21 protein-coding genes are annotated in these 23,385 nt (G+C 68.5%); 3 read left to right on the forward strand and 18 right to left on the reverse strand.

Translation table 11 applies throughout. The features are described from left to right. Window positions 1–3 precede the first annotated feature (3 nt). The 7 genes from QZM15_RS31070 to QZM15_RS31100 all read right to left on the reverse strand — a co-directional run bounded on the left by QZM15_RS31070 (window position 4) and on the right by QZM15_RS31100 (window position 9,669). Window positions 4–1,296, reverse strand: coding sequence for a dicarboxylate/amino acid:cation symporter (locus QZM15_RS31070; RefSeq protein ID WP_059576044.1), 1,293 nt, complete (start codon window positions 1,294–1,296; stop codon window positions 4–6). A gap of 372 nt (window positions 1,297–1,668) precedes the next feature. Then, window positions 1,669–3,354: a cation acetate symporter gene (locus tag QZM15_RS31075; protein ID WP_302107860.1), complete on the reverse strand. Its 1,686-nt coding sequence runs from the start codon at window positions 3,352–3,354 to the stop codon at window positions 1,669–1,671. 11 nt (window positions 3,355–3,365) lie between these two features. After that, on the reverse strand, window positions 3,366–3,671 hold the full coding sequence (locus tag QZM15_RS31080; RefSeq protein ID WP_059576041.1) for a DUF485 domain-containing protein: 306 nt from the start codon (window positions 3,669–3,671) through the stop codon (window positions 3,366–3,368). 241 nt (window positions 3,672–3,912) lie between these two features. Beyond that, on the reverse strand, window positions 3,913–5,118 hold the full coding sequence (locus tag QZM15_RS31085) for a CaiB/BaiF CoA-transferase family protein (RefSeq protein WP_302107861.1): 1,206 nt from the start codon (window positions 5,116–5,118) through the stop codon (window positions 3,913–3,915). 29 nt (window positions 5,119–5,147) lie between these two features. After that, entirely contained in the window at window positions 5,148–6,293 is a 1,146-nt protein-coding gene (locus tag QZM15_RS31090) for an acyl-CoA dehydrogenase family protein (protein WP_302107862.1), read from the reverse strand. A gap of 14 nt (window positions 6,294–6,307) precedes the next feature. Continuing rightward, window positions 6,308–7,504, reverse strand: coding sequence for an acyl-CoA dehydrogenase family protein (locus QZM15_RS31095; RefSeq protein ID WP_302107863.1), 1,197 nt, complete (start codon window positions 7,502–7,504; stop codon window positions 6,308–6,310). 29 nt (window positions 7,505–7,533) lie between these two features. After that, the gene (locus tag QZM15_RS31100) at window positions 7,534–9,669 is read right to left on the reverse strand and encodes a 3-hydroxyacyl-CoA dehydrogenase NAD-binding domain-containing protein (protein ID WP_302107864.1); all 2,136 of its coding nucleotides are present in this window, start codon (window positions 9,667–9,669) and stop codon (window positions 7,534–7,536) included. A gap of 262 nt (window positions 9,670–9,931) precedes the next feature. Here QZM15_RS31100 and QZM15_RS31105 point away from each other — a divergent pair, with 262 nt between their 5' ends. Further along, window positions 9,932–10,894: a LysR family transcriptional regulator gene (locus QZM15_RS31105; protein ID WP_060312454.1), complete on the forward strand. Its 963-nt coding sequence runs from the start codon at window positions 9,932–9,934 to the stop codon at window positions 10,892–10,894. 95 nt (window positions 10,895–10,989) lie between these two features. Then, window positions 10,990–12,867 (forward strand): gamma-glutamyltransferase, encoded by a 1,878-nt coding sequence (ggt, locus tag QZM15_RS31110; protein ID WP_124862614.1) that lies wholly within the window; start codon window positions 10,990–10,992, stop codon window positions 12,865–12,867. A gap of 49 nt (window positions 12,868–12,916) precedes the next feature. On the opposite strand, the gene QZM15_RS31115 is transcribed toward ggt, so the two are convergent. The 6 genes from QZM15_RS31115 to QZM15_RS31140 all read right to left on the reverse strand — a co-directional run bounded on the left by QZM15_RS31115 (window position 12,917) and on the right by QZM15_RS31140 (window position 18,139). Beyond that, the gene (locus QZM15_RS31115) at window positions 12,917–13,885 is read right to left on the reverse strand and encodes an ABC transporter permease subunit (protein ID WP_059576022.1); all 969 of its coding nucleotides are present in this window, start codon (window positions 13,883–13,885) and stop codon (window positions 12,917–12,919) included. Continuing rightward, window positions 13,885–14,682 carry a taurine ABC transporter ATP-binding protein gene (locus QZM15_RS31120; protein WP_059576019.1) on the reverse strand — a complete coding sequence of 266 codons (798 nt, stop codon included), beginning with the start codon at window positions 14,680–14,682 and terminating at the stop codon, window positions 13,885–13,887. The genes QZM15_RS31115 and QZM15_RS31120 overlap by 1 nt, the downstream gene beginning before the upstream one ends. 40 nt (window positions 14,683–14,722) lie before the next feature. After that, on the reverse strand, window positions 14,723–15,739 hold the full coding sequence (tauA, locus tag QZM15_RS31125) for a taurine ABC transporter substrate-binding protein (RefSeq protein WP_059576016.1): 1,017 nt from the start codon (window positions 15,737–15,739) through the stop codon (window positions 14,723–14,725). A 257-nt stretch (window positions 15,740–15,996) separates the two neighbouring features. Continuing rightward, window positions 15,997–16,989: a lipoyl synthase gene (gene lipA / locus QZM15_RS31130; RefSeq protein WP_059576014.1), complete on the reverse strand. Its 993-nt coding sequence runs from the start codon at window positions 16,987–16,989 to the stop codon at window positions 15,997–15,999. Continuing rightward, window positions 16,982–17,728 (reverse strand): lipoyl(octanoyl) transferase LipB, encoded by a 747-nt coding sequence (gene lipB / locus QZM15_RS31135; RefSeq protein ID WP_226224889.1) that lies wholly within the window; start codon window positions 17,726–17,728, stop codon window positions 16,982–16,984. The genes lipA and lipB overlap by 8 nt, the downstream gene beginning before the upstream one ends. A gap of 84 nt (window positions 17,729–17,812) precedes the next feature. Next, the gene (locus QZM15_RS31140; protein ID WP_059642796.1) at window positions 17,813–18,139 is read right to left on the reverse strand and encodes a DUF2917 domain-containing protein; all 327 of its coding nucleotides are present in this window, start codon (window positions 18,137–18,139) and stop codon (window positions 17,813–17,815) included. Between the two features lie 102 nt (window positions 18,140–18,241). Between QZM15_RS31140 and QZM15_RS31145 the strand changes: the two genes are divergently transcribed. Continuing rightward, on the forward strand, window positions 18,242–19,231 hold the full coding sequence (locus QZM15_RS31145; RefSeq protein ID WP_226224887.1) for a transcriptional regulator GcvA: 990 nt from the start codon (window positions 18,242–18,244) through the stop codon (window positions 19,229–19,231). 22 nt (window positions 19,232–19,253) lie between these two features. Here the strand turns inward: QZM15_RS31145 and QZM15_RS31150 are convergent, their stop codons facing one another. From QZM15_RS31150 to QZM15_RS31170, 5 genes are all read right to left on the reverse strand, one after another. After that, on the reverse strand, window positions 19,254–19,562 hold the full coding sequence (locus tag QZM15_RS31150; RefSeq protein WP_011546305.1) for a YbeD family protein: 309 nt from the start codon (window positions 19,560–19,562) through the stop codon (window positions 19,254–19,256). Continuing rightward, window positions 19,562–20,488 (reverse strand): D-amino acid aminotransferase, encoded by a 927-nt coding sequence (locus QZM15_RS31155; protein ID WP_059642758.1) that lies wholly within the window; start codon window positions 20,486–20,488, stop codon window positions 19,562–19,564. The genes QZM15_RS31150 and QZM15_RS31155 overlap by 1 nt, the downstream gene beginning before the upstream one ends. A gap of 48 nt (window positions 20,489–20,536) precedes the next feature. Next, on the reverse strand, window positions 20,537–21,847 hold the full coding sequence (locus QZM15_RS31160; protein ID WP_099316857.1) for a D-alanyl-D-alanine carboxypeptidase family protein: 1,311 nt from the start codon (window positions 21,845–21,847) through the stop codon (window positions 20,537–20,539). Between the two features lie 508 nt (window positions 21,848–22,355). Continuing rightward, window positions 22,356–23,000 carry an alpha/beta hydrolase gene (locus QZM15_RS31165; protein WP_104011865.1) on the reverse strand — a complete coding sequence of 215 codons (645 nt, stop codon included), beginning with the start codon at window positions 22,998–23,000 and terminating at the stop codon, window positions 22,356–22,358. A 13-nt stretch (window positions 23,001–23,013) separates the two neighbouring features. Beyond that, window positions 23,014–23,331 carry a ferredoxin gene (locus QZM15_RS31170; protein WP_050018157.1) on the reverse strand — a complete coding sequence of 106 codons (318 nt, stop codon included), beginning with the start codon at window positions 23,329–23,331 and terminating at the stop codon, window positions 23,014–23,016. Window positions 23,332–23,385: the final 54 nt, after the last annotated feature.

Here is a 23,385-nt window from a genome sequence, read left to right on the forward strand (position 1 = left end):
CCGTCAGACGCCGGCCGTCGTCTCGGTCGGCGCGACTTCGCCGCCGCCCTTCAGCGCCTGGCGCAGCTTGTTGCGGTCGAGCTCCTTCTCCCACGCCGACACGACGACCGTCGCCACGCCGTTGCCGACGATGTTGGTCAGCGCGCGGCATTCGCTCATGAAGCGGTCGATGCCGAGGATCAGCACCATGCCCGACAGCGGGATCGTCGGCACGACGGCCAGCGTCGCGGCGAGCGTGATGAAGCCCGCGCCGGTCACGCCGCTCGCGCCCTTCGACGTGAGCATCGCGACGGCCAGCAGCGTGAGCTGCTGCATCCACGTCAACTCGATGTTGGTCGCCTGCGCGATGAACAGCACGGCCATCGTCATGTAGATGTTGGTGCCGTCGAGGTTGAACGAATAGCCGGTCGGCACGACGAGGCCGACGACCGAACGCGAGCAGCCGGCCTTCTCGAGCTTTTCCATCAGCTGCGGCAGCGCGGCTTCCGACGAGCTCGTGCCGAGCACGATCAGCAGCTCTTCCTTGATGTACGACACGAAGCGGATGATCGAGAAGCCGGTGAAGCGCGCGATCGCGCCGAGCACGACGAGCACGAACACGAGCGACGTCAGGTAGAACGTGCCGATCAGCTTGAGCAGCGGCACCAGCGAGCCGACGCCGTACTTGCCGATCGTGAACGCCATCGCGCCGAACGCGCCGATCGGCGCCAGCTTCGTGACGATGTGCACGATGCCGAACAGCACGCGCGTCAGGCCGTCGATGAAGTCGGTCACGACCTTGCCGCGCTCGCCGAGGTGCGCGAGCACGCTGCCGAACAGCAGCGCGATCAGCAGGATCTGCAGGATTTCACCCTGCGCGAACGCATCGACCATCGTGTTCGGGATGATGTGCATCAGGAAGTCGACCGTCGACTGCCCGTGCGCCTTCGCCGCGTACGACGCGACGGCCTTGCCGTCGAGCGTCGCCGGATCGATGTTGAAGCCGACGCCCGGGCGCAGCAGGTGCGTGGCCGCGAGGCCGAGCAGCAGCGCGAAGGTCGACACGATCTCGAAGTACAGCAGCGCCTTGCCGCCGACGCGGCCGACCTTCTTCATGTCCTCCATGCCGGCGATGCCGGTGACGACCGTACAGAAGATGATCGGGCCGATCACCATCTTGATCAGCTTGATGAAGCCGTCGCCGAGCGGTTTCATGTCGGTGGCGATCGACGGGTAGTAGTGGCCGAGGATCACGCCGACGATGATGGCGAAGATCACCTGCACATAGAGCACTTTGTAGAAGGGTTTCTTCTTCACGATGGTTCCTGCTGAAGTAGATGAGCCGGTGGAAACGGCGTCACGCGCGCAGGGATGAATGAGAACGGGGGGCAATCCCCCCCGAAGGCATTCGCCCGCGCGGCTGCCGTGCCGCAACAAGCGATGCCTCAGGACATCCGGAGGGGGAGGAAGGCATTGGTCATCGGTTGTCTCCTTGCTTGCTGTAGTAGTTCGGCCGGGGGATGGCCGTGCGTTTTATATCGCAAGGTCGATGCCAGGTTTCCGGAACCCCTCAAGCCGTTGTTTTCATTGTATTTCTCATAATGCGGCAGGCAAGGAAATCCGGTATTCCGGATTTCCGGAAAATATCCGTCCGGCGATCCGGACGGATCCATCGTTTCATCGGACGAATCAGTGCTGCACGGCCCGGCTCGCGAGCACGCCCGTCTGCGCGTAGAACTCCTGCCGCGCGAACGCGTCGCGCTCGCGGCGCGCGCGCTCGCCGCGATCCAGGAGCGAGCCGACGACGATCCCGACGAACGCGAGCGGCACCGACACGAGCGCCGGATTGTCGAGGAACACCGCCGCATGCGCGTGGTGCAGCACGTCGACCCACACCGACTTCGACAGCACCGTGAGCGCGACCGCCGACACGAGGCCGAGGCCGCCGCCGAGCACCGCGCCGCGCGTCGTCATCCCGCGCCAGAAGATCGACATCGCGAGCACCGGGAAATTGGCGCTCGCGGCCACCGCCGCGACGAGCCCGACCATGAACGCGACGTTCACGTGCTCGAACAGGATCGACAGCGCGATCGCGACGGCCGACAGCCCGATCGTCGCCGCGCGCGAAATGCGCATCTCCAGCCGCTCGTCGGGCTTGCCGCGCGCCCACATCTGCGCATAGAGATCGTGCGAGATCGTGGTCGCACCGGCGAGCGTCAGCCCGGCGACCACCGCGAGGATCGTCGCGAACGTGACAGCCGCGATGAACCCGTAGAACCAGTTGCCGCCCACCGCCTGCGCGAGCTTCACCGCGACCATGTTCGAGCCGCCGAGCAGGTCGTGCGTCAGGTTGAACGTGCCGTTCGCGCCGAGCTTGAAGAACTCCGGATGCTGCGCGAGCAGCACGATCGCCGAGAAGCCGATCACGAAGGTGAGCAGGTAGAAGTAGCCGATGAAGCCGGTCGCGTACAGCACCGACTTGCGCGCCTCCTTCGCGTTCGGCACCGTGAAGAAGCGCATCAGGATGTGCGGGAAGCCGGCCGTGCCGAACATCAGCGCGATGCCGAGCGACAGCGCGTTGGCCGGATCGCGGATCAGCTTGCCGGGCCCCATGATCGACAGCGCGCCCGGATGCACGGCCACCGCGCGGCGGAACATCGCGTCGATGCTGAAGCCGAATTCGCCGAGCGCGAGCCACGCGAGCAGCGTCGCGCCGGCGAGCAGCAGCACGGCCTTGATCACCTGCACCCAGGTGGTCGCGGTCATTCCGCCGAAGAATACGTAGACGACCATCAGCACGCCGACGATCAGCTCGGCCGTGCCGTACGACAGCCCGAACAGCAACTGGATCAGCTTGCCCGCGCCGACCATCTGCACGACGAGGTACAGCACGACGATCGTCAGCGCGTTCGCGGACGTCAGCAGCCGGATCGGCCGCTGCGCGAAGCGATACGCGACGACGTCGACGAACGTGAACTTGCCGAGGTTGCGCAGCGGCTCGGCGATCAGGAACATCACGAACGGCCAGCCGACCAGGAAGCCGATCGAGTAGATCAGCCCGTCGAAGCCGAACATGAACACCATCCCCGACAGCCCGAGGAACGACGCGGCCGACATGTAGTCGCCCGCGATCGCGAGCCCGTTCTGCAGCCCGGTGATGCCGCCGCCGGCGGTGTAGAAATCGCGCGTCGAGCGCGTGCGGCGCGCGGCCCAGCGCGTGAGCGCGAGCGTCGCGAACACGAACGCGAAGAACATCGCGATCGCGACCGGGTTCAGCTCGACTTTGTCGGGCATCGGGCCGGCGACGCCGGTCGCATGGGCGGTGGAGGCAACGAGAACGGCCAGCGCGACGGGCGCGCTCGAAATGAATCGCATGTCGGCCTCCGTCACGGACGTTGCAGGATCGCGTCGACGCGGCGGTCGAACGCACGGTTCGCGCGCAGCACGTAGCACGCGGTCAGGCCGATCGCGATCAGGATGATCGCGACGCCCGCGGCGATCCCGACCGTCGTCGTCGCGCCGCGGTACAGCGGCGCGGCGAGCACGTGCGGCGCGAGCGCGACGAGCAGGATGAAGCCGTAGTACGTGGCGATCATCAGCGCGGTGAGCGTGAAGCTGAAGCGGCGCCGTGCGCGCACGAGTTGCTGGTAGTCGCGGCGCGCCGTGACCGATTCGATGACGGAAAGCTCCATGTTGTCTCCTGTCGACCGGAGTTGGCGCTTTAGCGCTTACTCCGGTCCCATGCTTCGCGGTCGACCGGAGTTGGCGCTTTAGCGCTTACTCCAGTCCCATGCTTCGCGGTCGAACTGAGTTGGCGCTTCAGCGCCTACTCAGGTCCCCGCAGGGCAAGTCGCCTCGTCGTCGCGAGAGCTGTCTTGTGGATGATCGGCGCGTGATCGGCATCCGCCCGCGCCGTGGCGGCACATCAATGCGTTACACGACGCGATCCGCCCGCAGCCGCGCGACGTCCTCCGCCGACATCCCGAGCCAGCCGCCGAGCACCGCCTCCGTATCCGCGCCGAGCACCGGCGGCGCGCCGCGCACCGGCAGCCGCGCGCCGTCGAAGCGGTACGGCGGCGCGAGCACGTCGACGCCGCCCGCGACCGGATGCGGCTGCCGCGTGACGAGCCCGGCGCGGGTCGCGCGTTCGGACGTCAGCGCTTCGTGCAATCCGAGCACTTCGCCGCACGGAATGCCCGCCTCGGCGAGCGCCGCCAGCAGCGTCGCGCGCGACCGGCGCGCGAGTTCGCCACGAATCTCGGGCAGCAGGTCGGCGCGATTCTCCGAGCGGCCGAGGTTGGTCCTGTAGCGTTCGTCCGCCGCGAGATCGGGCCGCTCGATCGCATCGCAAAAGCGTGCGAACTGCGTGTTGTTGCCGACCGTGATCACGAGCGGGCCGTCGGCCGCGTCGAACACGCCGTACGGCACGATCGACGGATGCGCGTTGCCGTAGCGCGGCGGGTCCTCGCCCATCAGCAGCGCGTCGAGCCCGTAGTACGCGGTGATCATCAGCCCGCAGTCGAACAGCGCCATCTCGATGCGCCGCCCGCGCCCGGTCGCATGGCGTTCGTACAACGCGGCGAGGATCGCCTGCGCCGAATACATGCCGGTGAACAGGTCGACCGCCGCGACGCCGAACTTCAGCGGCGGCTGGCCGGCCTCGCCGTTCAGCGCCATCAGCCCGGCCTCGCCCTGCACGACGAGGTCGTAGCCGGGCCGCCCGGCCTCCGGGCCGGAGCGGTCGTAGCCGGAGATCGCGCAATGCACGAGCCGCGGATTCAGTTCGGCCAGCGCGTCGTAGCCGAGCCCGAGCTTCTCCGCGCCGCCGCACTTGAAGTTGTGGATCACCACGTCGGCCTGCGCGGCCAGCTCGCGCGCGATGCGCTGGCCGGCTTCCGTCTGCAGGTCGACGCAGATCGACCGCTTGCTGCGGTTCACGCTGTTGAAATAGGTGGTTTCGGTGTCGCCGATCCGCAGCCCCCAGTCGCGCGTATCGTCGCCGCGCGCCGGATGCTCGACCTTGATCACCTCCGCGCCGAAATCGGCGAGCACCATCGCGCACCACGGGCCCGCGAGCACGCGCGAGAAATCGAGCACCTTCACGCCGGCCAGCGGCAGCGCGCGCGTGTCGTTCGTCATCCTTGTCTCCTCCATTCGCGTTTCGCCGCTTATTGTTTCGACAGCGCGATGTAGCGCGCGAGGTGGTGATCCTCGTCGCCGAGCTGGTGATCGATCATCACGAGACGCTTCGCGTAATGCGACAGCGGCAGCTCCCACGTCATCCCGATCCCGCCGTGCAGCTGGATGCTTTCCTCCGCGACGAGCGTGCCGATCCGGCCGATGCTGTATTTCGCCGCGGCGAGCGCGCGCTCGCGCACCACGCGCGGCGCATCGAGCTGCGCGGCCGCGTTGATCACGGCCGAGCGCGCCTGCTCGACTTCGAGCAGCAGATCGGCCATCCGGTGCTGCAGCGCCTGGAAGCTGCCGATCGGCATCCCGAACTGCTTGCGCGTGCGCAGGTAGTCGAGCGTGTGCGCCTTCGCGACGTCCATCGCGCCGAGCGCTTCCGCCGACAGCGCGAGCAGCCCGTAGCCGAGCACGCGCTCGAGCAACTCGGCGCCCGCTTCGCCGTCGAGCGCATCCGGCGCGCCGAGCGCGGCGTCGGCCGGCAGCGCGACGCGCTCGAAGCGCACTTCGGCCGCGCGGCCGCCGTCGATCTTCTTGTAATCGCGCAGCGACACGCCCGGCGCATCGGCCGGCACGACGAACAGGCCGATGCCGGCCGCATCGTCGTCGCGCCCCGACACGCGCGCGCTGACGACGAAGAACGCCGCCTGCGCGGCCTGGTCGACGACGCCCTTCGCGCCCGTCAGCACCCAGCCGTCGCCCGCACGTTCGGCGCGCGTGCGCACGGTCGTCAGCTCGTAATGCGAGCCCGGTTCGTCGTGCGCGAACGCGGCGCTCGCGCTGCCGTCGATCAGCGCGGCGAGCCGCTCGCGATGCGCATCGCCGCCGGCGAGCGCGAGCGCACGGCCTGCGAGCAGCGCGCCGAGGAACGGCTCGACGACGAGCCCGCGCCCGAGGCATTCGAACACCACGGCGATGTCGAAGCCCGCGCCGCCGAAGCCGCCGTCGGCTTCGGCGAACAGCGCGCCGACCGTACCGAGTTCGGCGAAGCGCCGCCACATCGCGCGGTCGAAGCCTTCAGCCGACTGCGCGATGCGGTCGCGCACCGGGAACGCGTACTGTTCGGCGATGAAGCGGTTCAACGTGTCCGCCAGCATCCGGCGGTCTTCTGTGTGCTGGAAATCCATCGTCGCGTCCCTCGTCACAGCCCGAGCATCATCTTCGCGATGATGTTCTTCTGGATCTCGTTCGAGCCGCCGAAGATCGACAGCTTCCGGTTGTTGAAATACTGCTGCGCGGCGCTCGCGGCTTCTTCCGGGCCGACCGGTTCGCCGTCGTAATCGGCATCGAGCGCTTCATCGACGAACGGCTGCGCGTACGGCCCCATCGCTCGCCGCATCAGCGCGGTGATCTCCTGGCGGATCTGCGTGCCGCGAATCTTCAGCATCGAGCTTTCCGCGCCCGGCACGCCGCCGCCCGCGACCGCGGCCAGCACGCGCAGATTGGTCGTGCGCATGTTTTCCAGCTCGATCTCGACGCGTGCGACGCGCGCCGCGAAGAACGGATCGTCGGCGAGCGGCCGACCGTTCTTCATGACCTTCGCGGCCACCGCGCGCAGCCGGTCGAGCGCGGCCGTCGAGAAGCCGATCCCCGCGATGTTGGTGCGCTCGTACGTGAGCAGATATTTCGCGTAGGTCCAGCCGCGATTCTCCTCGCCGACCAGGTTCTCCACCGGCACGCGCACGTCGGTGAAGAAGACCTCGTTCACCTCGTGCTCGCCGTCGAGCGTGATGATCGGGCGGACCTCGACGCCCGGCGTGTTCATGTCGATCAGCAGGAAGCTGATGCCTTCCTGCTTGCGCACGTCGGTCGCGGTGCGCACGAGGCAGAAGATCATGTTCGCGTAGTGGCCGAGCGTGGTCCATGTCTTCTGGCCGTTCACGACGTAGTGATCGCCGTGGCGTACCGCGGTGGTCTTCACCGACGCGAGATCGGACCCGGCGCCCGGCTCCGAGTAGCCCTGGCACCACCAGTCGGTGCCGTCGAGAATGCGCGGCAGCCAGTGACGCTTCTGCGCGTCGCTGCCGTACTTGATCAGCACGGGGCCGAGCATGTTCACGCCGAACGGCACGATGCGCGGCGCGCCGGCGAGCGCGCATTCGTTGTCGAACAGGAACTTCTGCGCGACGCTCCAGCCGGGGCCGCCGTATTCGCTCGGCCAGTGGCTCGCGAGCCAGCCGCGGGCATGCAGGATCGCGTGCCATTCGCGCATGTCGTCGCGCGTGAGATGCAGGCCGCCCTTCACCTTGCGCGCGATGCGCTCGGGAAGTTCGGCTTGCAGGAAGCGCTGCACTTCGGTGCGGAACGCTTCCTCTTCGGGAGTGAAATCGAGGTTCATCGTAGGTCCGTTGCGGATGCGGTGGGCGTTCAGTCGATGCGGTTCAGGCTCGCGAAATCCGCGCCGCGCGCGACGAGATCGACGAGCAGCGGCGACGGCTTCCAGAACAGCGGATCTTCCTTCGCGAACGCGCGGATATCGGCGAGCACGTTCGCGAGGCCGACCGTGTCCGCGTAGTGCATCGGGCCGCCGCGGTAACGCGGAAAACCGTAGCCGTACAGGAACACCGCGTCGACGTCGAGCGGGCGCAGCGCGATCTTCTCGTGCACGACGTTCGCACCTTCGTTGATCATCGCGGCGAGGTAGCGGCGCAGGATTGCTTCATCGGTGAACGTGCGCGGCGTGACGCCCTTCTTCGCGCGTTCTTCCGCGACGATCGCCTCGACTTCCGGGTCGGGCGTGCCGACACGTGCGCCGTCCGGATACAGGTAGTAGCCGCGGCCGGTCTTCTGCCCGAACCAGCCGCGCTCGCACAGCCGGTCGGAAATCTCCACGTAGCGCGCGTTCGGATCGCGCGTCGCCGCGCGGCGCTTGCGGGTCGCCCAGCCGATGTCGCCGCCCGCGAGGTCGACGACCTGGAACGGGCCCATCGGGAAACCGAACGCGCGCACCGCGCGATCGATCTGGTACGGCGACGCGCCGTCTTCCATCAGATAGTCGGCCGCCGTCCGGTAGACGGCGAGGATCCGGTTGCCGATGAAGCCGTCGCACACGCCCGCGCGCACCGGCGTCTTCTTCAACTGCCTGGCCAGCGCGAACGCGGTCGCGACGACGTCCGCGGCGACGCGCGCCGGCACGACGATCTCGAGCAGCTTCATCACGTTGGCCGGCGAGAAGAAATGCAGGCCGATCACGTCGGCCGGCCGGTCGATGCTCGCGGCGAGCGCGTCGATGTCGAGATACGACGTGTTGGTCGCGAGCACCGCACCCGGCTTGCACACGCGGGCGAGCTCGGCGAACACCGCCTGCTTCACGGCCATGTCCTCGAATACGGCCTCGATCACGACGTCGGCCTGCGCGAGCGCGTCGTACGACGTGCTGCCCTTGAAGCGCGCGAGGCGCGCCGCGTGCGCGGCCGGCGTCATCCGCCCTTTCGCGACGAGGCCGTCGTACACCTTCTCGACGTGCGCCCGGCCGCGCGCGAGCGACGCTTCGTCGCGCTCGATCATCGTCACCGGCAGCCCGGCGTCGAGCGCCGCGACCGCGATGCCCGCGCCCATCGTGCCGCCGCCGACCACGCCGATCCGCTCGACCGGCCGTGCGCTCGCGTGCCGCGCCTCGGGCGCCTTCGCCGCCTCGCGTTCCGCGAAGAACGCATGCACGAGGCCCGCGCGCTGCGGGCTGTCGACGCACTGCAGGAACAGGCCGCGTTCGAGCTTCATCCCCGCGTCGAATGACTGCGTGAGCGCGGCCTCGACCGCGTCGACGATCTTCGCCGGCGAGAAAAGGCCACGCGACTTCTTCGGCAATTCCGCGCGCGCCGCATCGATCGCGGCCTGCGCGGCCGCACGGTCGGCGAGGCCCTGCGCGTCGCGCGTGCGGCGCACCGGCGCGCCGAGCGACACGAGTTCCTGCGCATAGGCGAGCCCTTCGGCGAGCGTGTCGTCGCTGTGCGCGATGCGATCGACGAGGCCGAGCGCGAGCGCTTCCTCCGCGCTCGCATGGCGGCCCGTCAGCATCAGGTCGAGCGCGGCCTTCGCGCCGATCAGGCGCGGCGCGCGTTGCGTGCCGCCCGCGCCGGGCAGCAGGCCGAGCGTCACTTCGGGCAGCCCGAGCTTCGCGCCGGGCACCGCGAGCCGGTAATGCGCGGCGAGCGCGACTTCGAGGCCGCCGCCGAGCGTCGCGCCGTGCAGCGCGACCACGACCGGCTTCGCGCCCGATTCGATCCGCTCGCACACGTCGGGCAGCGACGGCGGCACGGGCGGCTTGCCGAATTCGCGGATGTCGGCGCCCGCGATGAAGTTGCGGCCGGCGCCGACGATCAGCACCGCGCGGATCGCGTCGTCGGCCTGCGCGGCGTCGATCGCGTCGGCGAGGCCGCGCCGCACGTCGGCGGACAACGCGTTGACGGGCGGGTGATCGATCGTGACGACGAGCACCTTGTCGCGCCGCTCGCGCGTGACGGTGCCGGTGGCGGATGTTTCGGGGGAAGCGGGTGAATTCATCGTGTCTCCAGGTGCGGTGCGCCGGGCGGGCGGGACCGGCCGCCGGCTCGGCGGGCGACGCCGGTTCGCGAGCGGGGTCCCGCGCGGCGGGAAACGGTCCGGCGTGGTTGCCGGGCATGACTCGATTCTCGATTGATCGAGATTCATTGACAATTCCCGCGCGCCTTTACAAGCTGTCAAGCCGGACTTGACATTGAATGCTTTCGAACCGTTTCGGCCCGTTGTTTCGGCCCTTTAAGCGGGACGGATCAGGAGACCCCGGATGGACCTGAACGCGCTGACGCTGCTCGTCGAGATCCTCGACGCGGGCAATCTCAGCAAGGCCGCGCAGCGGCTCAAGATGAGCCGGGCGAACGTCAGCTACCGGCTGAACCAGCTCGAACGCTCGATCGGCCAGCAGCTCGTGCGGCGCACGACGCGGCGCATCGAGCCGACCGAGATCGGGCTCAAGCTGTACGAGCATGGCCGGCGCATCCGCAACGAATTGCTGGCCGCGCAGGAATCGGTGACGACGCTCGGGCAGGACCTGCAGGGCCGCGTGCGGCTGTCGGTGCCGAGCGGCTATGGGCAGATGGTGATGTCCGAGTGGCTGCTCGCGTTCAAGCGGCTGCATCCGGGCATCGTGCTCGACGTGGTGTTCGAGAATCGCGTGGAAGACCTGATGCGCGACGAAGTCGACATCGCGATCCGCGTGATGTCGGAGCCGCCGCAGAACCTCGTCGCGCGCGACATGGGCGCGGTGCGCTACGTCGCGTGCGCGTCGCCCGCGTTCGCGGCCGCGCACGGGATGCCGGCGACGCTCGGCGCGCTGGCCGCCGCGCCGGTCGTCACCGCGACGGTGCTCGGCCGGCAGTTGCGAATCGCCGCGTATCTCGGCGACGAGCGCCACGAGGTGCTGCTCGAACCGACGCTGATTTCGGAGAACTTCCTGTTCCTGCGCCAGGCGATCCTCGCGGGGATCGGCGTCGGCATCGTGCCCGACTACGTGATGCAGGACGACCTGCGGCACGGCACCGTCGTCACGTCGCTCGACGCATACCGGCTCAGTATCTTCGGCACGCACATGTACATGCTGTACATGCCGAACCGCCACCACACGCGCGCCACCGCCACGTTCATAGAGTTCATCCTCGAACAGGCCGGAAAGACCGGCCGGGGCGGGCCCGGCGGGATGCGTCAGGGTTTCCTGTCGGATGACAAGCCGCCGGGCGCGCGGCGACAATAGCGCGCCGGGGCGGGCGGCGCCGCTGCGCCCGTGCCGACGGCAACGTCGACATCGACGCCGCCGTCTCGTTCGAATTCACTGCCGCCGAGGGTTCAATGTTCGACCGGATTCGTCCGCATTCGCGTCCCTGGACGCTCGCTGCCGCCGTCGCGCTCGTCACGTTCGGCGCCGGCTGCACGTCCCCGTCCGCGCCGTCGTCCAGCGCGGTGGTGCCCGTCGCCGCCGCATCGGGCGCGGCCGTGCCGCTGCCCGGCTTCCACGCGCCCGAGCTGTCGTCTGGCTGGACCGACAAGCCGGGCTGGACCTCGCAGCACTTCATGATCGCGGCCGCGAACCCGCTCGCGACGCAGGCCGGCTACGACATGCTGAAGGCGGGCGGCACCGCGATCGACGCGGCGATCGCGACGCAGATGGTGCTCGCGCTCGTCGAGCCGCAATCGTCGGGCATCGGCGGCGGCGCGTTCATGCTGTACTTCGACGGCAAGGCGACGCAGGCGTACGACGGCCGCGAAACCGCGCCGGCCGCCGCGACCGAGCGCCTCTTCTACGGGCCGACCGGCCAGCCGATGAGTTTCTACGAAGGCGTCGTCGGCGGACGCTCGGTCGGCACGCCCGGCGTGCTGCGCATGCTCGACGCCGCACACCGCGCGCACGGCAAGCTGCCGTGGCGGCGGCTGTTCCAGCCGGCCATCCGGCTCGCCGAGCGCGGCTTCACGATCAGCCCGCGCCTGGCGATGCTGATCGCGAACGACAGGTACCTGAAGAACGATCCGGCCGCCCGCGCCTATTTCTACAACGCCGACGGCACGCCGAAGGCCGCCGGCACGGTGCTGAAGAACCCGGCGCTCGCGACCGTGCTGCGCCAGGTCGCCGACCGCGGCGCGAACGCGTTCTACAACGGCGCGATCGCGCGCGACATCGTCGCGAAGGTGCGCAAGCACCCGACCAACCCCGGGCTGCTGTCGCTGCAGGATCTCGCGCGCTACCAGGCGAAGGTGCGTGCGCCGCTGTGCGCCGACTACCGGCGCTCGGTCGTGTGCGGAATGCCGCCGCCGTCGTCGGGCGGCCTCGCGATCGCGCAGATGCTCGGCATGCTCGAGGCGATGCCCGACTGGCAGCAGATCGGCGCGCAGAAGCCGGTGCGCAACGAAGTCGGCTACGAGCCGACGCCGTTCGCCGCGCATCTGTTCAGCGAGGCCGGGCGCCTCGCGTATGCGGACCGCGCGCGCTACGTCGCCGATCCCGATTTCGTGCCGCTGCCGGGCGGCAACTGGGCGAGCCTCACCGACAAGGCCTATCTCGCGCAGCGTGCGCGGCTGATCGGCGACACCAGCATGGGCGTCGCGCAGGCCGGCACGCCGCAGGGCGCGACGCTCGCGCTGGCCGACGGCCGCAGCCCCGAATTGCCGTCGACGTCCGACATCGCGATCGTCGACCGCTACGGGCAGGCGCTGTCGATGACGACCAGCATCGAGGATGCGTTCGGCTCGCGGCTGATGGTGCGCGGCTTCATGCTGAACAACCAGTTGACCGATTTCTCGTTCGTGTCGAGCGAGAACGGCCGGCCGGTCGCCAATCGCGTGCAGCCCGGCAAGCGGCCGCGCTCGGCGATGTCGCCGGAACTCGTGTTCGACAAGAAGACGAAGCAGGTGACGATGATCGTCGGCTCTGCCGGCGGCCCCGCGATCATCAATCACGTCGCGAAGACGCTGGTCGGCGTGCTCGACTGGGGCATGACGATGCAGCAGGCGATCGCGCTGCCGAACTTCGGGTCGATGAACGGGCCGACGCAGCTCGAACGCGGCCGCGTGTCGGACGCGCTCGCCGACGGGCTGAAGGGCCGCGGGCACGACGTGCAGGTCGTCGAGATGAACTCGGGGCTGCAGGGCATCCAGCGGCTGAACGTGCAGGGGCAGACGGTGTGGTTCGGCGGGGCCGATCCGCGGCGCGAAGGGGTCGCGATGGGGGATTGAGTGCGACAGGCAGCGGCGACGCGCGTGCGCCGCCGCTGCCTGCATGACGTCAACCCCTTCCCTTCCACGGCACCACGCGCCGCTCGACCCAGCGCATCGCGAGATCGAACAGCCACGCGATCGCGCCGATGATCAGGATGCCCATCACGACGATGTCGGTGCGCAGGAAGCTCGATGCGTTGAGCACCATCTGCCCGAGGCCGGCCGTCGCGGCGACCATCTCGGCCGCGACGAGCGTCGTCCAGCCGAACCCGATCGCGATCCGCAGCCCGGTGAGGATCTCCGGCAGCGCGGCGGGCAGCACCACGTGGCGCACGATCTGCGCGAAGCTGCCGCCGAGCGAATACGCGGCGTTGATCTGCTCGACCGTCGCCGCGCGCACGCCGGCGCGCGCGGCCATCGCGATCGGCGCGAAGCACGCGAGGAAGATCACGACGAGTTTCGCCGTCTCGTCGATGCCGAACCAGATCACGACGAGCGGCAGATAGGCGAGCGGCGGCAGCGGCCGATAGAACTCCAGCAGCGGATCGAGCACGCCGCGCGCGACGCGGCTCACGCCCATCAGGATGCCGGCCGGCACGCCGATCGCGGTTGCGAGCACGAACGCGCCGAACACGCGCGCGGCACTCCACAACAGATGGTCGGACAGCGGCAGGCCGCCCTGGATACGGCCGTGCCACGCGTCGACGAACGCGGTCCACACCGCTTCGGGCGCGGGCAGGAACAGCGGCGGCAGCCACTGCAGATGCGTCGCGACCCACCACAGCACGGCCAGCGCCGCGATCGTCGCCGTGCTGAGCGCGGCCGTTTTCCCTTGCCCCGGCAACCGGTAGCGGTGCGATGGGCGTGCGGGATGCGCCGCGTGGCGCCGCTGCGCCGCGCGCGCATCCCGTTCTTCGAAATCGGCGGGCGCGCGATCGGCCGCCCAGGAATCCTGCGTGCTCATGTCGTCCTGCCTGTGCAAAGTGCTGTTCCGGCCGCGCCCGACGGCCACGCCGTGTCGCGCGAGCTCGCTCATCACGCGGGCTCCGCGACCGCGTCGTCGCGATGCAGATACGCGATCAGCCGCTCGCGCCAGCCGATGAATTCCGGCGACGACTTCACCGCGCGCGCATCGCGCGATTCGACGTAACGCCGAGCGAACGGCAGCGCGAAGGTTTCTGCGATGCGGCCGGGGCCTGGCGTCATCACGACGAGACGCGTCGCGAGAAACAACGCCTCCTCCACGTCGTGCGTGATGAAGAACACCGTCTTGCCGGTGCGCGCCCACACGTCGAGCACGAGCGCCTGCATCGTGCCGCGCGTCATCGCGTCGAGCGCGCCCATCGGCTCGTCCATCAGCAGCACGCGCGGGTCGCTCGCGAGCGCGCGCGCGATGCCGACGCGCTGCTGCATCCCGCCCGACAGCTCGTACACGCGCGCATGCGCATGACGCTCGAGGCCGACGAGCGCGAGCATCTCGCGCGCCCGCGCTTCGCGCTCGGCCTTCGGCACGCGCGCGAAGCGCAGCCCGAGCGCGACGTTGTCGAGCACGTCGAGCCACGGCAGCAGCGCGTATTTCTGGAACACGACGCCGCGATCGGCGCCGGGGCCCGTGACCGGCACGCCGTCGACGCGCACGTCGCCCGTCGTCGGCGCGACGAAGCCGGCCATGCAGTTGAGCAGCGTCGTCTTCCCGCACCCGGATGCACCGAGCGCGACGACGAATTCACCGGCATCGATGCGCAGGTCGACGCGCGCGAGCGCCTGCGTCGTCGGCCTGCCGCGCTCGCCCGGGTAGGCGACCGATACCTGACGGACTTCCAGCGTGCTCATGATCGAAGGGCTCCGCGACGAGTGGGCTGAACGGCCGCGCTCAGCGCGCAGCCTTCTGCACGAACTGCGGATCGACGCCGACCGAATAGTCGGCGAGCACCGTCTGGATCGTGCCTTGCGATTTGAGGAACGTGGCCGTGGCCGCGAGCGACTTCGCGGCGCCCGATTGCGCGCCGCCGCCGAGCCACGTCGGCGAAGCCTGCTCGGCCGCCGTCGGGAACGCGTAGAGCGCGAGGCTGGCCGGCACGTCCTGCGCGTTCGCGCCGGACACCTTCGCGACCGCCGCGACCTGCGGCGAGCCGACCTTCCACGCCGCCGCATGCGCGCGGTAGTCGGCGTCCGCCGCCGCGAGCACCTTCACGAAACGCGTGACGAATTCGGGGTTCTCGCGCGCGAACTTGCGGCTCACGACGAAGCCGTCGAAGGTCGCCTTGCCACTTTCTTTCGCCACCTGGCCGGACGTCGTCAGCACGGTGCCCGACTGCTTGACCTTCGCGAGCACCGGATCCCAGATATAGGTCGCGTCGATGTCGCCGCGCGTCCATGCGGCCGCGACTTCGGGCGGGCGCAGGTTGACGATCTTCACGTCGTTCGGATTGACGCCCGCGGCCTGCAGCGCGACGAGCGTATGGAAATGCGACGTCGACACGAACGGCACGCCGATCTTCTTGCCCTTCAACGCCGCGATGCTCGTGACGCCCGAGCCGTTGCGCGCGACGAGCGCCTCGGCGTCGTTGATGTTGTCGAGCACCCAGAACAGCGAGATGTCGAGCCCCTGCGACAGGCCGGCCGCGATCGGGCTCGACCCGGCTTCGCCGAGCTGCACGGAGCCCGACGCGAGCGCGCGGATCACGTCGGCGCCGCTGTCGAGCTTGCGGAACGTGACCTTGTAGCCGGTCGCCTTTTCGACTTCACCGCTCGCCTGCGCGTAGCGCCACGGCACGACCATGTCCTGGTACGCGATCACGACCTCGCGCGATTCGGCGTGCGCCGCGCCGAGCGCGGCAAAGGCGGTCAGCGCAACGACGGCGCGGCGGATGAAGCTGAAACGGGACATGCGGCTCTCCTTCGGAATACGGGCATTGCTGCGGGAGAGCCGACTTTACGGGCTTTGCGCGCGGCGGGAGCGAACTTATCCTGCGAAGCTATCGATGCCGTTTCAGCTTTGCTTTTCATGCTCGACCGGATTGCGCGTCCGGTCGGGTAACGATTGCCGTGCGCAGGCACGGATAACCGCCGCGCCAACGAAAAAGCCCGCATCGCTGCGGGCTTTGTGAATTGCGGGACTTCTGCCGATGGACGCGAACGCGGCGCTCAGACCACCCCCGCCCCATGCGCCTGCAGATCGGCGTGATAGCTCGAGCGCACCATCGCGCCGACGGCCGCGTGCGTGAAGCCCATCTTGTACGCCTCTTCCTCGTACATCTTGAACGTATCGGGATGCACGTAAGCACGCACCGGCAGGTGGTGCTCGGACGGCTGCAGGTACTGGCCGATCGTCAGCATGTCGACGTCGTGCGCGCGCAGGTCGCGCATCACCTGCAGGATTTCCTCTTCGGTCTCGCCGAGGCCGACCATCAGGCCCGACTTCGTCGCGACGTCCGGATGCAGCGCCTTGAAGTCCTTCAGCAGCTTCAGCGAGTGCGCGTAGTCCGAACCCGGGCGCGCTTCCTTGTACAGGCGCGGCACCGTTTCGAGGTTGTGGTTCATCACGTCGGGCGGCGCGGCGTTCAGGATCGAGATCGCGCGGTCGAGACGGCCGCGGAAATCCGGCGTCAGGATCTCGATGCGCGTGTCGGGCGACTGCTCGCGCACTTCGCGGATGCATTCGACGAAGTGGGCGGCGCCGCCGTCGCGCAGGTCGTCGCGGTCGACGCTCGTGATCACCACGTACTTGAGCTTCAGCGCGGCGATCGTGCGCGCGAGGTTCTTCGGTTCGTCCGCGTCGAGCGGATCGGGACGGCCGTGGCCGACGTCGCAGAACGGGCAGCGGCGCGTGCACTTGTCGCCCATGATCATGAACGTCGCGGTGCCCTTGCCGAAGCATTCGCCGATGTTCGGGCAGCTCGCTTCCTCGCACACGGTGTGCAGGTTGTGCTCGCGCAGGATCGTCTTGATCTCGTTGAAGCGCGAACTGCCGGTGGCCGCCTTCACGCGGATCCACTCGGGCTTCTTCAGCTTCTCGATCGGAATGACCTTGATCGGGATGCGCGCCGTCTTCGCCTGCGCCTTCTGCTTGGCGGTCGGATCGTAGGCCGGGGTCGCGGCCGAATCGGCCGGTGCGGGAGAAGCGGTAACGTCAGTCATTCGATTGTTCCAGTGCGTGCGGCTTGTCGGCGGCCGCGGGTGCGCCGTCGAGGTTGGCGATCAGACGCCCCACCAGCGTGTGGGCGACGTCGTTCCAGTCGGCGGCAACCTCGAGGCTCGCCATGTCGACGGTTTCCAGTCCGGCATAGCCGCACGGATTGATCGCAAGAAACGGGCGCAGATCCATCTTCACGTTCAGGCTCAGCCCGTGATAGCTGCAGCCGTTGCGGATCTTCAGGCCGAGCGCGGCGATTTTCGCGCCCTCGTGCACGCCGGATGCCACGTAGATCCCCGGCGCGCCCGCCTTGCGGACCGAAGCGAGATTATACGCCGCGAGGGTTTCGATCACGGCCTCCTCGATCTTCGTCACGAGCGTGCGCACCATCAGCTTGCGCCGGCGCAAGTCCAGCAGCAGGTAGACGACGATCTGGCCGGGGCCGTGGTAGGTGATTTGCCCGCCGCGGTCGACCTTCACGAGCGGCACACCGCTGTCGGCCACCAGCAGGTGCGCGGGGTCGCCGGCCTGGCCGAGCGTGTAGACGGGCGGATGCTCGACCACCCAGATCTCGTCGCCGGTGTCGGCCGTGCGCGTGTCGGTGAACGCGCGCATCGCGTCGAAGCTCGCTTCGTACGCCTCGCGGCCCCGCCACCGCACGGTGACCGGCTGATCCGGGGCTCCGGCGGGCGATGCGGAAACGGCGACAGGCGTGGACACGATGGAAACCGGCGAAACGGACATGGGCGGTAGTTTACCGAAAACCCGTGGGTCTCGCCGGCCTGGGCAGGGGGACGGATCGCCGGTATCCGTCGGATGAAACGAGGGTCAGACGGTGCGCCAGCCGTCGTGGAACAGCGCGCTCACGCGTTCGCGCAGCCGGGTCAGCCCGCCGAGCGCGACCTCCCGCGGCGGCCGCGACACCGAGAACGCGACACACGCGCCCTCGCGGCCTTCCGCGCTGAGCCACAGCCGTTCGCCGCGGCGCAGCTTGAGCGTCTCGCCGTCGGCCAGGAAGTAGTCGTCGACGTCGTTGCTGCGCGTCGCCCAGACCGGCCCGCACTGGACGGTCAGCCGCGTGCTGCGTTGCACCTTCATCGGCACGGTTTCGCCCGGGGGAATTTCGAACGTGATGCTTGAAGAGATTTCTTGCATGATCGACTCCGCCAATAAGTGCTTCGATGGCTACAATCGTAGTCATTCAAAGGCGTCCGACCAAACGACCAATTTTCACGACGATGTGAGGAAAATTAGCAAATGGACCTCCGCCAGCTCCCGGCGCTGAACGCGATTCGCGCGTTCGAGGCCGCCGCCCGCCACGAGAACTTCTCGCGCGCCGCCGACGAGCTGTTCGTCACGCACGGCGCGGTCAGCCACCAGGTGCGCGCGCTCGAGGAGGAGCTCGGCGTGCAGCTCTTCACCCGCAACGGCAAGCGGCTGTGCCTGACCGACGCCGGCATGCGCTACGCGCAGCAGATCCGCACCGCACTGATGGTGATCGCCGACGCGACGCGCGACGTGCGCGCGAGCGACCGCGACCGGCGGCTGGTGGTGTCGATGCTGTCGTCGTTCGCCGCGCGCTTCATCACGCCGCGCATCGGCACGTTCATCGAACGGCATCCGGAAATCGACGTCGAGCTGCAGTCGACCAACTCGCTCACCGATTTCGCGCGCGACGACGTCGATCTCGCGATCCGCTTCGGCTTCGGCAGCTATCCGGGGCTCCATGTGGAGCCGTTGTTCGAGGAGGTGTTCTTTCCGGCGTGCGCGCCGACGCTGAACGGCGGCAAGCTGCCGCAGACGCCCGCCGATCTCGTGCACTACCCGCTGCTGCGCTCGGACGACGAACTGTGGCGGCCGTGGTTCGACGCGGCCGGGCTCGATACGTTGACCGAGCCGAAACGCGGGATCCTGTACCAGGATTCGTCGAACTTGCTGCTGGCCGCGATCGAGGGCCAGGGCATCGCGCTGGTGCGCCGCTCGCTCGCGGTGCACGACCTGCTCGACGGGCGCATCGTGCGCCTGTTCGACATCGACGGGCCGAGCCCGTGGCACTATTTTTTCGTGTGTCCGCCGCCGCTGCTGAACACGCCGCGCGTGCAGGCGTTCCGGACCTGGCTGTTCGAGGAAGTGGCCGAATTCAAGCGGCTGTGCGACGAGCTGGACGCGCGGCGCGCGGCGGGGAAATGCCCCGCCGAGTGCGCGCTGGAGGGCGGATGGAAAGGGATCAGCGGCCGTTTGCGCTGATCCCGCACGCCGGAACGGACGCTTAAAGGACGACCTTGACCATCGGATGGCCGGTCAGCGCGCGGTAGATGTTGTCGAGCTGTTCCTGGCTCGTCGCGCGCACGGTGATCGTGAGGCCCGTGTAATTGCCGCCGCTCGATGCGCGCTCCTCGATCTTCTCCACGTCGATCTCGTTGTCGTGAACGGCGACGACCTTGAAGATCGTGTCCTTGAACTCGGGGTGCGCCTTGCCCATGATCTTGATCGGGAAATCGCACGGAAACTCCAGCAGCGACTCCTTCCGGGTCTCGATCGCGCCGGTCACCTCGACGGTTTTGGTCGGTTCGCTCATCACTTTCTCCGGGTTAGGTCAAACTGTTCAAACTCGCGTGCCTTCGCACGCTGGTACGCGTCGTACAACGCCGCGAACACGGGCCCCGGCTTGCCGCCCTGCACGGGCAGATCGTCGAGCGACGTGACAGGCAGGATTTCCTTCGTGGCCGACGTGATCATGATTTCGTCCGCCGAGCGCAGCTCGACCTCGCTGATCTCGCGCGCGACGAACCGGATCCCGCATTCCTCGGCCAACTGCTCGACGAGCGCGTAGCGGATCCCTTCGAGGATCCTGTTGCTGCGCGGCGGCGCGAACAGTTCGCCGTTCTTCACGATCCACACGTTCGACGACGACCCTTCGGTCACGTTGTCGTCGCGCAGCTGGATCGTCTCGAACGCATCGCGTTCGGCCGCATGCTGCGCCATCAATACGTTGCCGAGCAGCGAGATCGACTTGATGTCGCAATGCAGCCAGCGGCGATCCTCGGCCGTCACGCAGCGCACGCCCCTCGCACGCTCCTCTTCCGACGGCAGCCGCAGCGGGCTCGTCATCGCGAACACCGTCGGCACCGCGTTCGCCGGGAACGCGTGGCCGCGCTTCGCGACGCCGCGCGTGACCTGCAGGTAGACGAGCGCGTTGCCGTCGCCGAGGCCTTCGGCGTTCGCCGCGACCAGCCGCTCGATCAGCGCGCGCCAGCCCGCCGCGTCGTGCGGGTTGTCGATGCCGATCTTCTTCAGGCTGCGCGCGAGCCGCTCCAGATGCTGCTCGATCCGGAACGGCACGTGCGCGCCGTCGTGCGCATAAACGGGGACGACTTCATACACGCCGTCGCCGAAGATGAATCCGCGGTCGAGCACCGGCACACGGGCTTCGGACAGCGGCACCAGTTCCTCCTGCGACGAGACGCTGAGGTAGACGATCGGTTCGAATTCGGCTTGGCTCATGGCTATGTCAGATGGGGATGAAGTCGTGAAAACAAAGGCCCGTCGCGCTTACTTCTTCTTGCTGAACATCAGCAGGATCGAGTCCCAGATACGACCGAAGATACCCGCTTCCGGCACGGCCTGCAGCGCGACGACCGGGAATTCGGACAGCGTCTTGCCGTCGGCGACGATCTTCACGGTGCCGACCTGCTGGCCTTGCGCGAGCGGCGCGATCAGCGGCGCGTTGACGTCCACTTCGGTCTTGACCTTGTCGCCGAGGCCGCGCGGCACGGTTGCCCACTGGTCGCTCTTCACGCCGACCTGCACGGTATTGTCCTTGCCCTTGTAGATGCGCGGCGTCGAGATCGCCTGGCCGCCCTTGAACAGGCGCACCGAATCGAACGCGCTGTAGCCGTAGTTCAGCATCTTCATGCTGTCCTGCGTGCGATCGCTTTCCTTCTGCTCGCCCATCATCACGGACACGAGGCGGCGCTGGCCGTCGACGCCCGGAATCGCCCGCTTGGCCGATGCGATCAGGCAGTAGCCGGCCGCCTGCGTGTGGCCCGTCTTCAGGCCGTCGACCGTCGGGTCGAGCCACAGCAGCCGGTTGCGGTTGCCCTGGCGGATGTTGTTGTACTTGAATTCCTTCTCCGAGAAGATGCCGTAGTACTGCGGAAAATCGCGGATCAGGTGGGCGGACAGCTTCGCGAGGTCGCCGGCCGTCGTGTAGTGGTTCGGGTCGGGCATGCCGTTCACGTCGGCGAAGTGCGTGCCCTTCATGCCGAGGCGCTGCGCCTCGTCGTTCATCAGCGTGACGAACTGCCCTTCGCTGCCGCCGACGAGTTCGGCCAGCGCGATCGCGGCATCGTTGCCCGACTGGATGATCATCCCGTACACGAGGTCGTGCACGGACACCGGCTTGTTCGCCTCGATGAACATGCGCGACTCGTCGCGGCCGACGCGGCGCACGGCCTCGCTCGGCGTGACGATCTGCTCCATCGAGATCTTCTTCTTGTCGAGCGCCTCGAACACGAGGTACGCCGTCATCAGCTTCGTCAGCGACGCCGGCTCGACGCGTTCGTCCGCGTTGCCCGATGCGAGCACCGTGTTGCTCGTCGCGTCGACGAGCACCCACGAGCGCGCGTTCACGCCCGGCGGCGGCACCGCGCCCGGCATGTAGGTCGCGGGCGCGCCGGTGAACTGCTCGGCGGCCGGCGCCGCATGCGCGGCCTTGGCCTTGGCGGCCGGCTTCGCCTCGGCGACGACGATCGTCGAGGCGAGCGCGACGGGCAGCATCACGCCGAGCGCGACGTTGCGCGCGGCGGTGCCGAAGGCGATGGAGGAAGCGAGGGACTTGAGGCCTTGGGAAGACAGACGCATGATCGATTCAGGCTGATGGCAGAAAGTGCGGTGCGAAACGCGCAGGGTTGAACGGCAAGGCGGCGGGCGTGTCGGGCGCTCGCCCGACACCGTCGGGCGACGCGAAACGCGCCGGTTGGACTCGTGCGGGCGCGTTCGGTTCGCGGCCGTCGCGAGCGGGCGGACAGGCGGCGAAACGAGCGCCGCATGGGCCCAGCCGGGCCGCGGGCAACGCGGAAGCGGCCATTATACGTGGCCGCGAACGGCGTTTTCGCGAACCGGGCGGCAGGCGCCCGGCTATTGGCTGCGAAAGCATGACACGGGAATGCAGCGGGCAGGCATGCGCGAAGCCGCGCGAAAGGCGGGCGCAGGCGGCGTGCAAGTCGCGTTGCGCGGCCCCCGAGCCGGCACCGCGCCGCGCAGTGTGGCGCGATGTCGCGCGAGGTTGCGCGCGGCAAGGAGTGCGCACCGACCGGATGCGCCGGTACGTGATACGGGCACCGGGCTCAGGCCGGCGCCCGCATGCGGGCTAGCGCCACGCGTCGACGATGATGCGCTTCAGCACGTGCAGCTTGCGATGAAGGAAATGCTCGGCGCCGGGAATCACGACGACCGGCAGCTCCTGCGGCCGCGCCCAGTCGTACACCGACGCGATCGGCACCGTGTCGTCGGTCTCGCCGTGGATCACGAGCGTGTTCTCGGGCACGTCGGCCACCTGCCAGCGGCTCGCGGCCGTGCCGACGAACACCATCCGCTCGATCGTCTCGCCCGCGTCGCGCAGGCGCTTCGCGACGTGCGACAGCACGAAGGTGCCGAACGAGAAACCCGCGAGCACGAGCGGCAGATCCGCATACGCGGGCTGCGCGCGCATGTGCGCGAGCACCGCGAGCAGGTCGTCGGCCTCGCCCGTGCCGTTGTCGTGCACGCCTTCGGTCGCGCCGACGCCGCGGAAGTTCGACCGGTAGACGACGTAATTCAGTTGCACGAGCGTGCGCGCCAGTGTTTGCGCGACCTTGTTGTCCATCGTGCCGCCGAACAGCGGATGCGGATGCGCGACGAGCGCGATGCCGCGCGGCGCGTCGCCGCCCTCGCGCACGGCGTCGGGCAGGTCGACCGCGATTTCGATCTGGCCGACCGGGCCCGCGATCAGCGATTTCTGCGTATGAACGTTCATTGCGCCGGCCCGCTCAGATCTTCAGGCGGTCGACGACGTTGCCGTCGCGCAGGTGCGACTCGACGATCTCGTCGATGTCGGCCTGGTCGACGTACGTGTACCACGTGCCTTCCGGATACACGACCATCACCGGCCCTTCCTCGCAGCGGTCGAGGCAGCCGGCCTTGTTGATGCGGACCTTGCCGGGCCCCGCGAGACCGAGCTCCTTCACGCGCTTTTTCGCGTATTCCTGCATGGTCTGCGCATTGCATTGCGCGCAGCTCGGACGCTCGGCGCCCGGATCGCGCTGGTTCAGGCAGAAGAAGACGTGGTGCTGGTAGTAGGAATCCATGGTGATGACGAGCGGCCCGGCGCGAGGCCGTGCGCAAAGAGGGGCGATGAATTG

Origin of the sequence: Burkholderia sp. AU44665, from assembly GCF_030504405.1 — a bacterium.
GTDB lineage: Bacteria > Pseudomonadota > Gammaproteobacteria > Burkholderiales > Burkholderiaceae > Burkholderia > Burkholderia semiarida.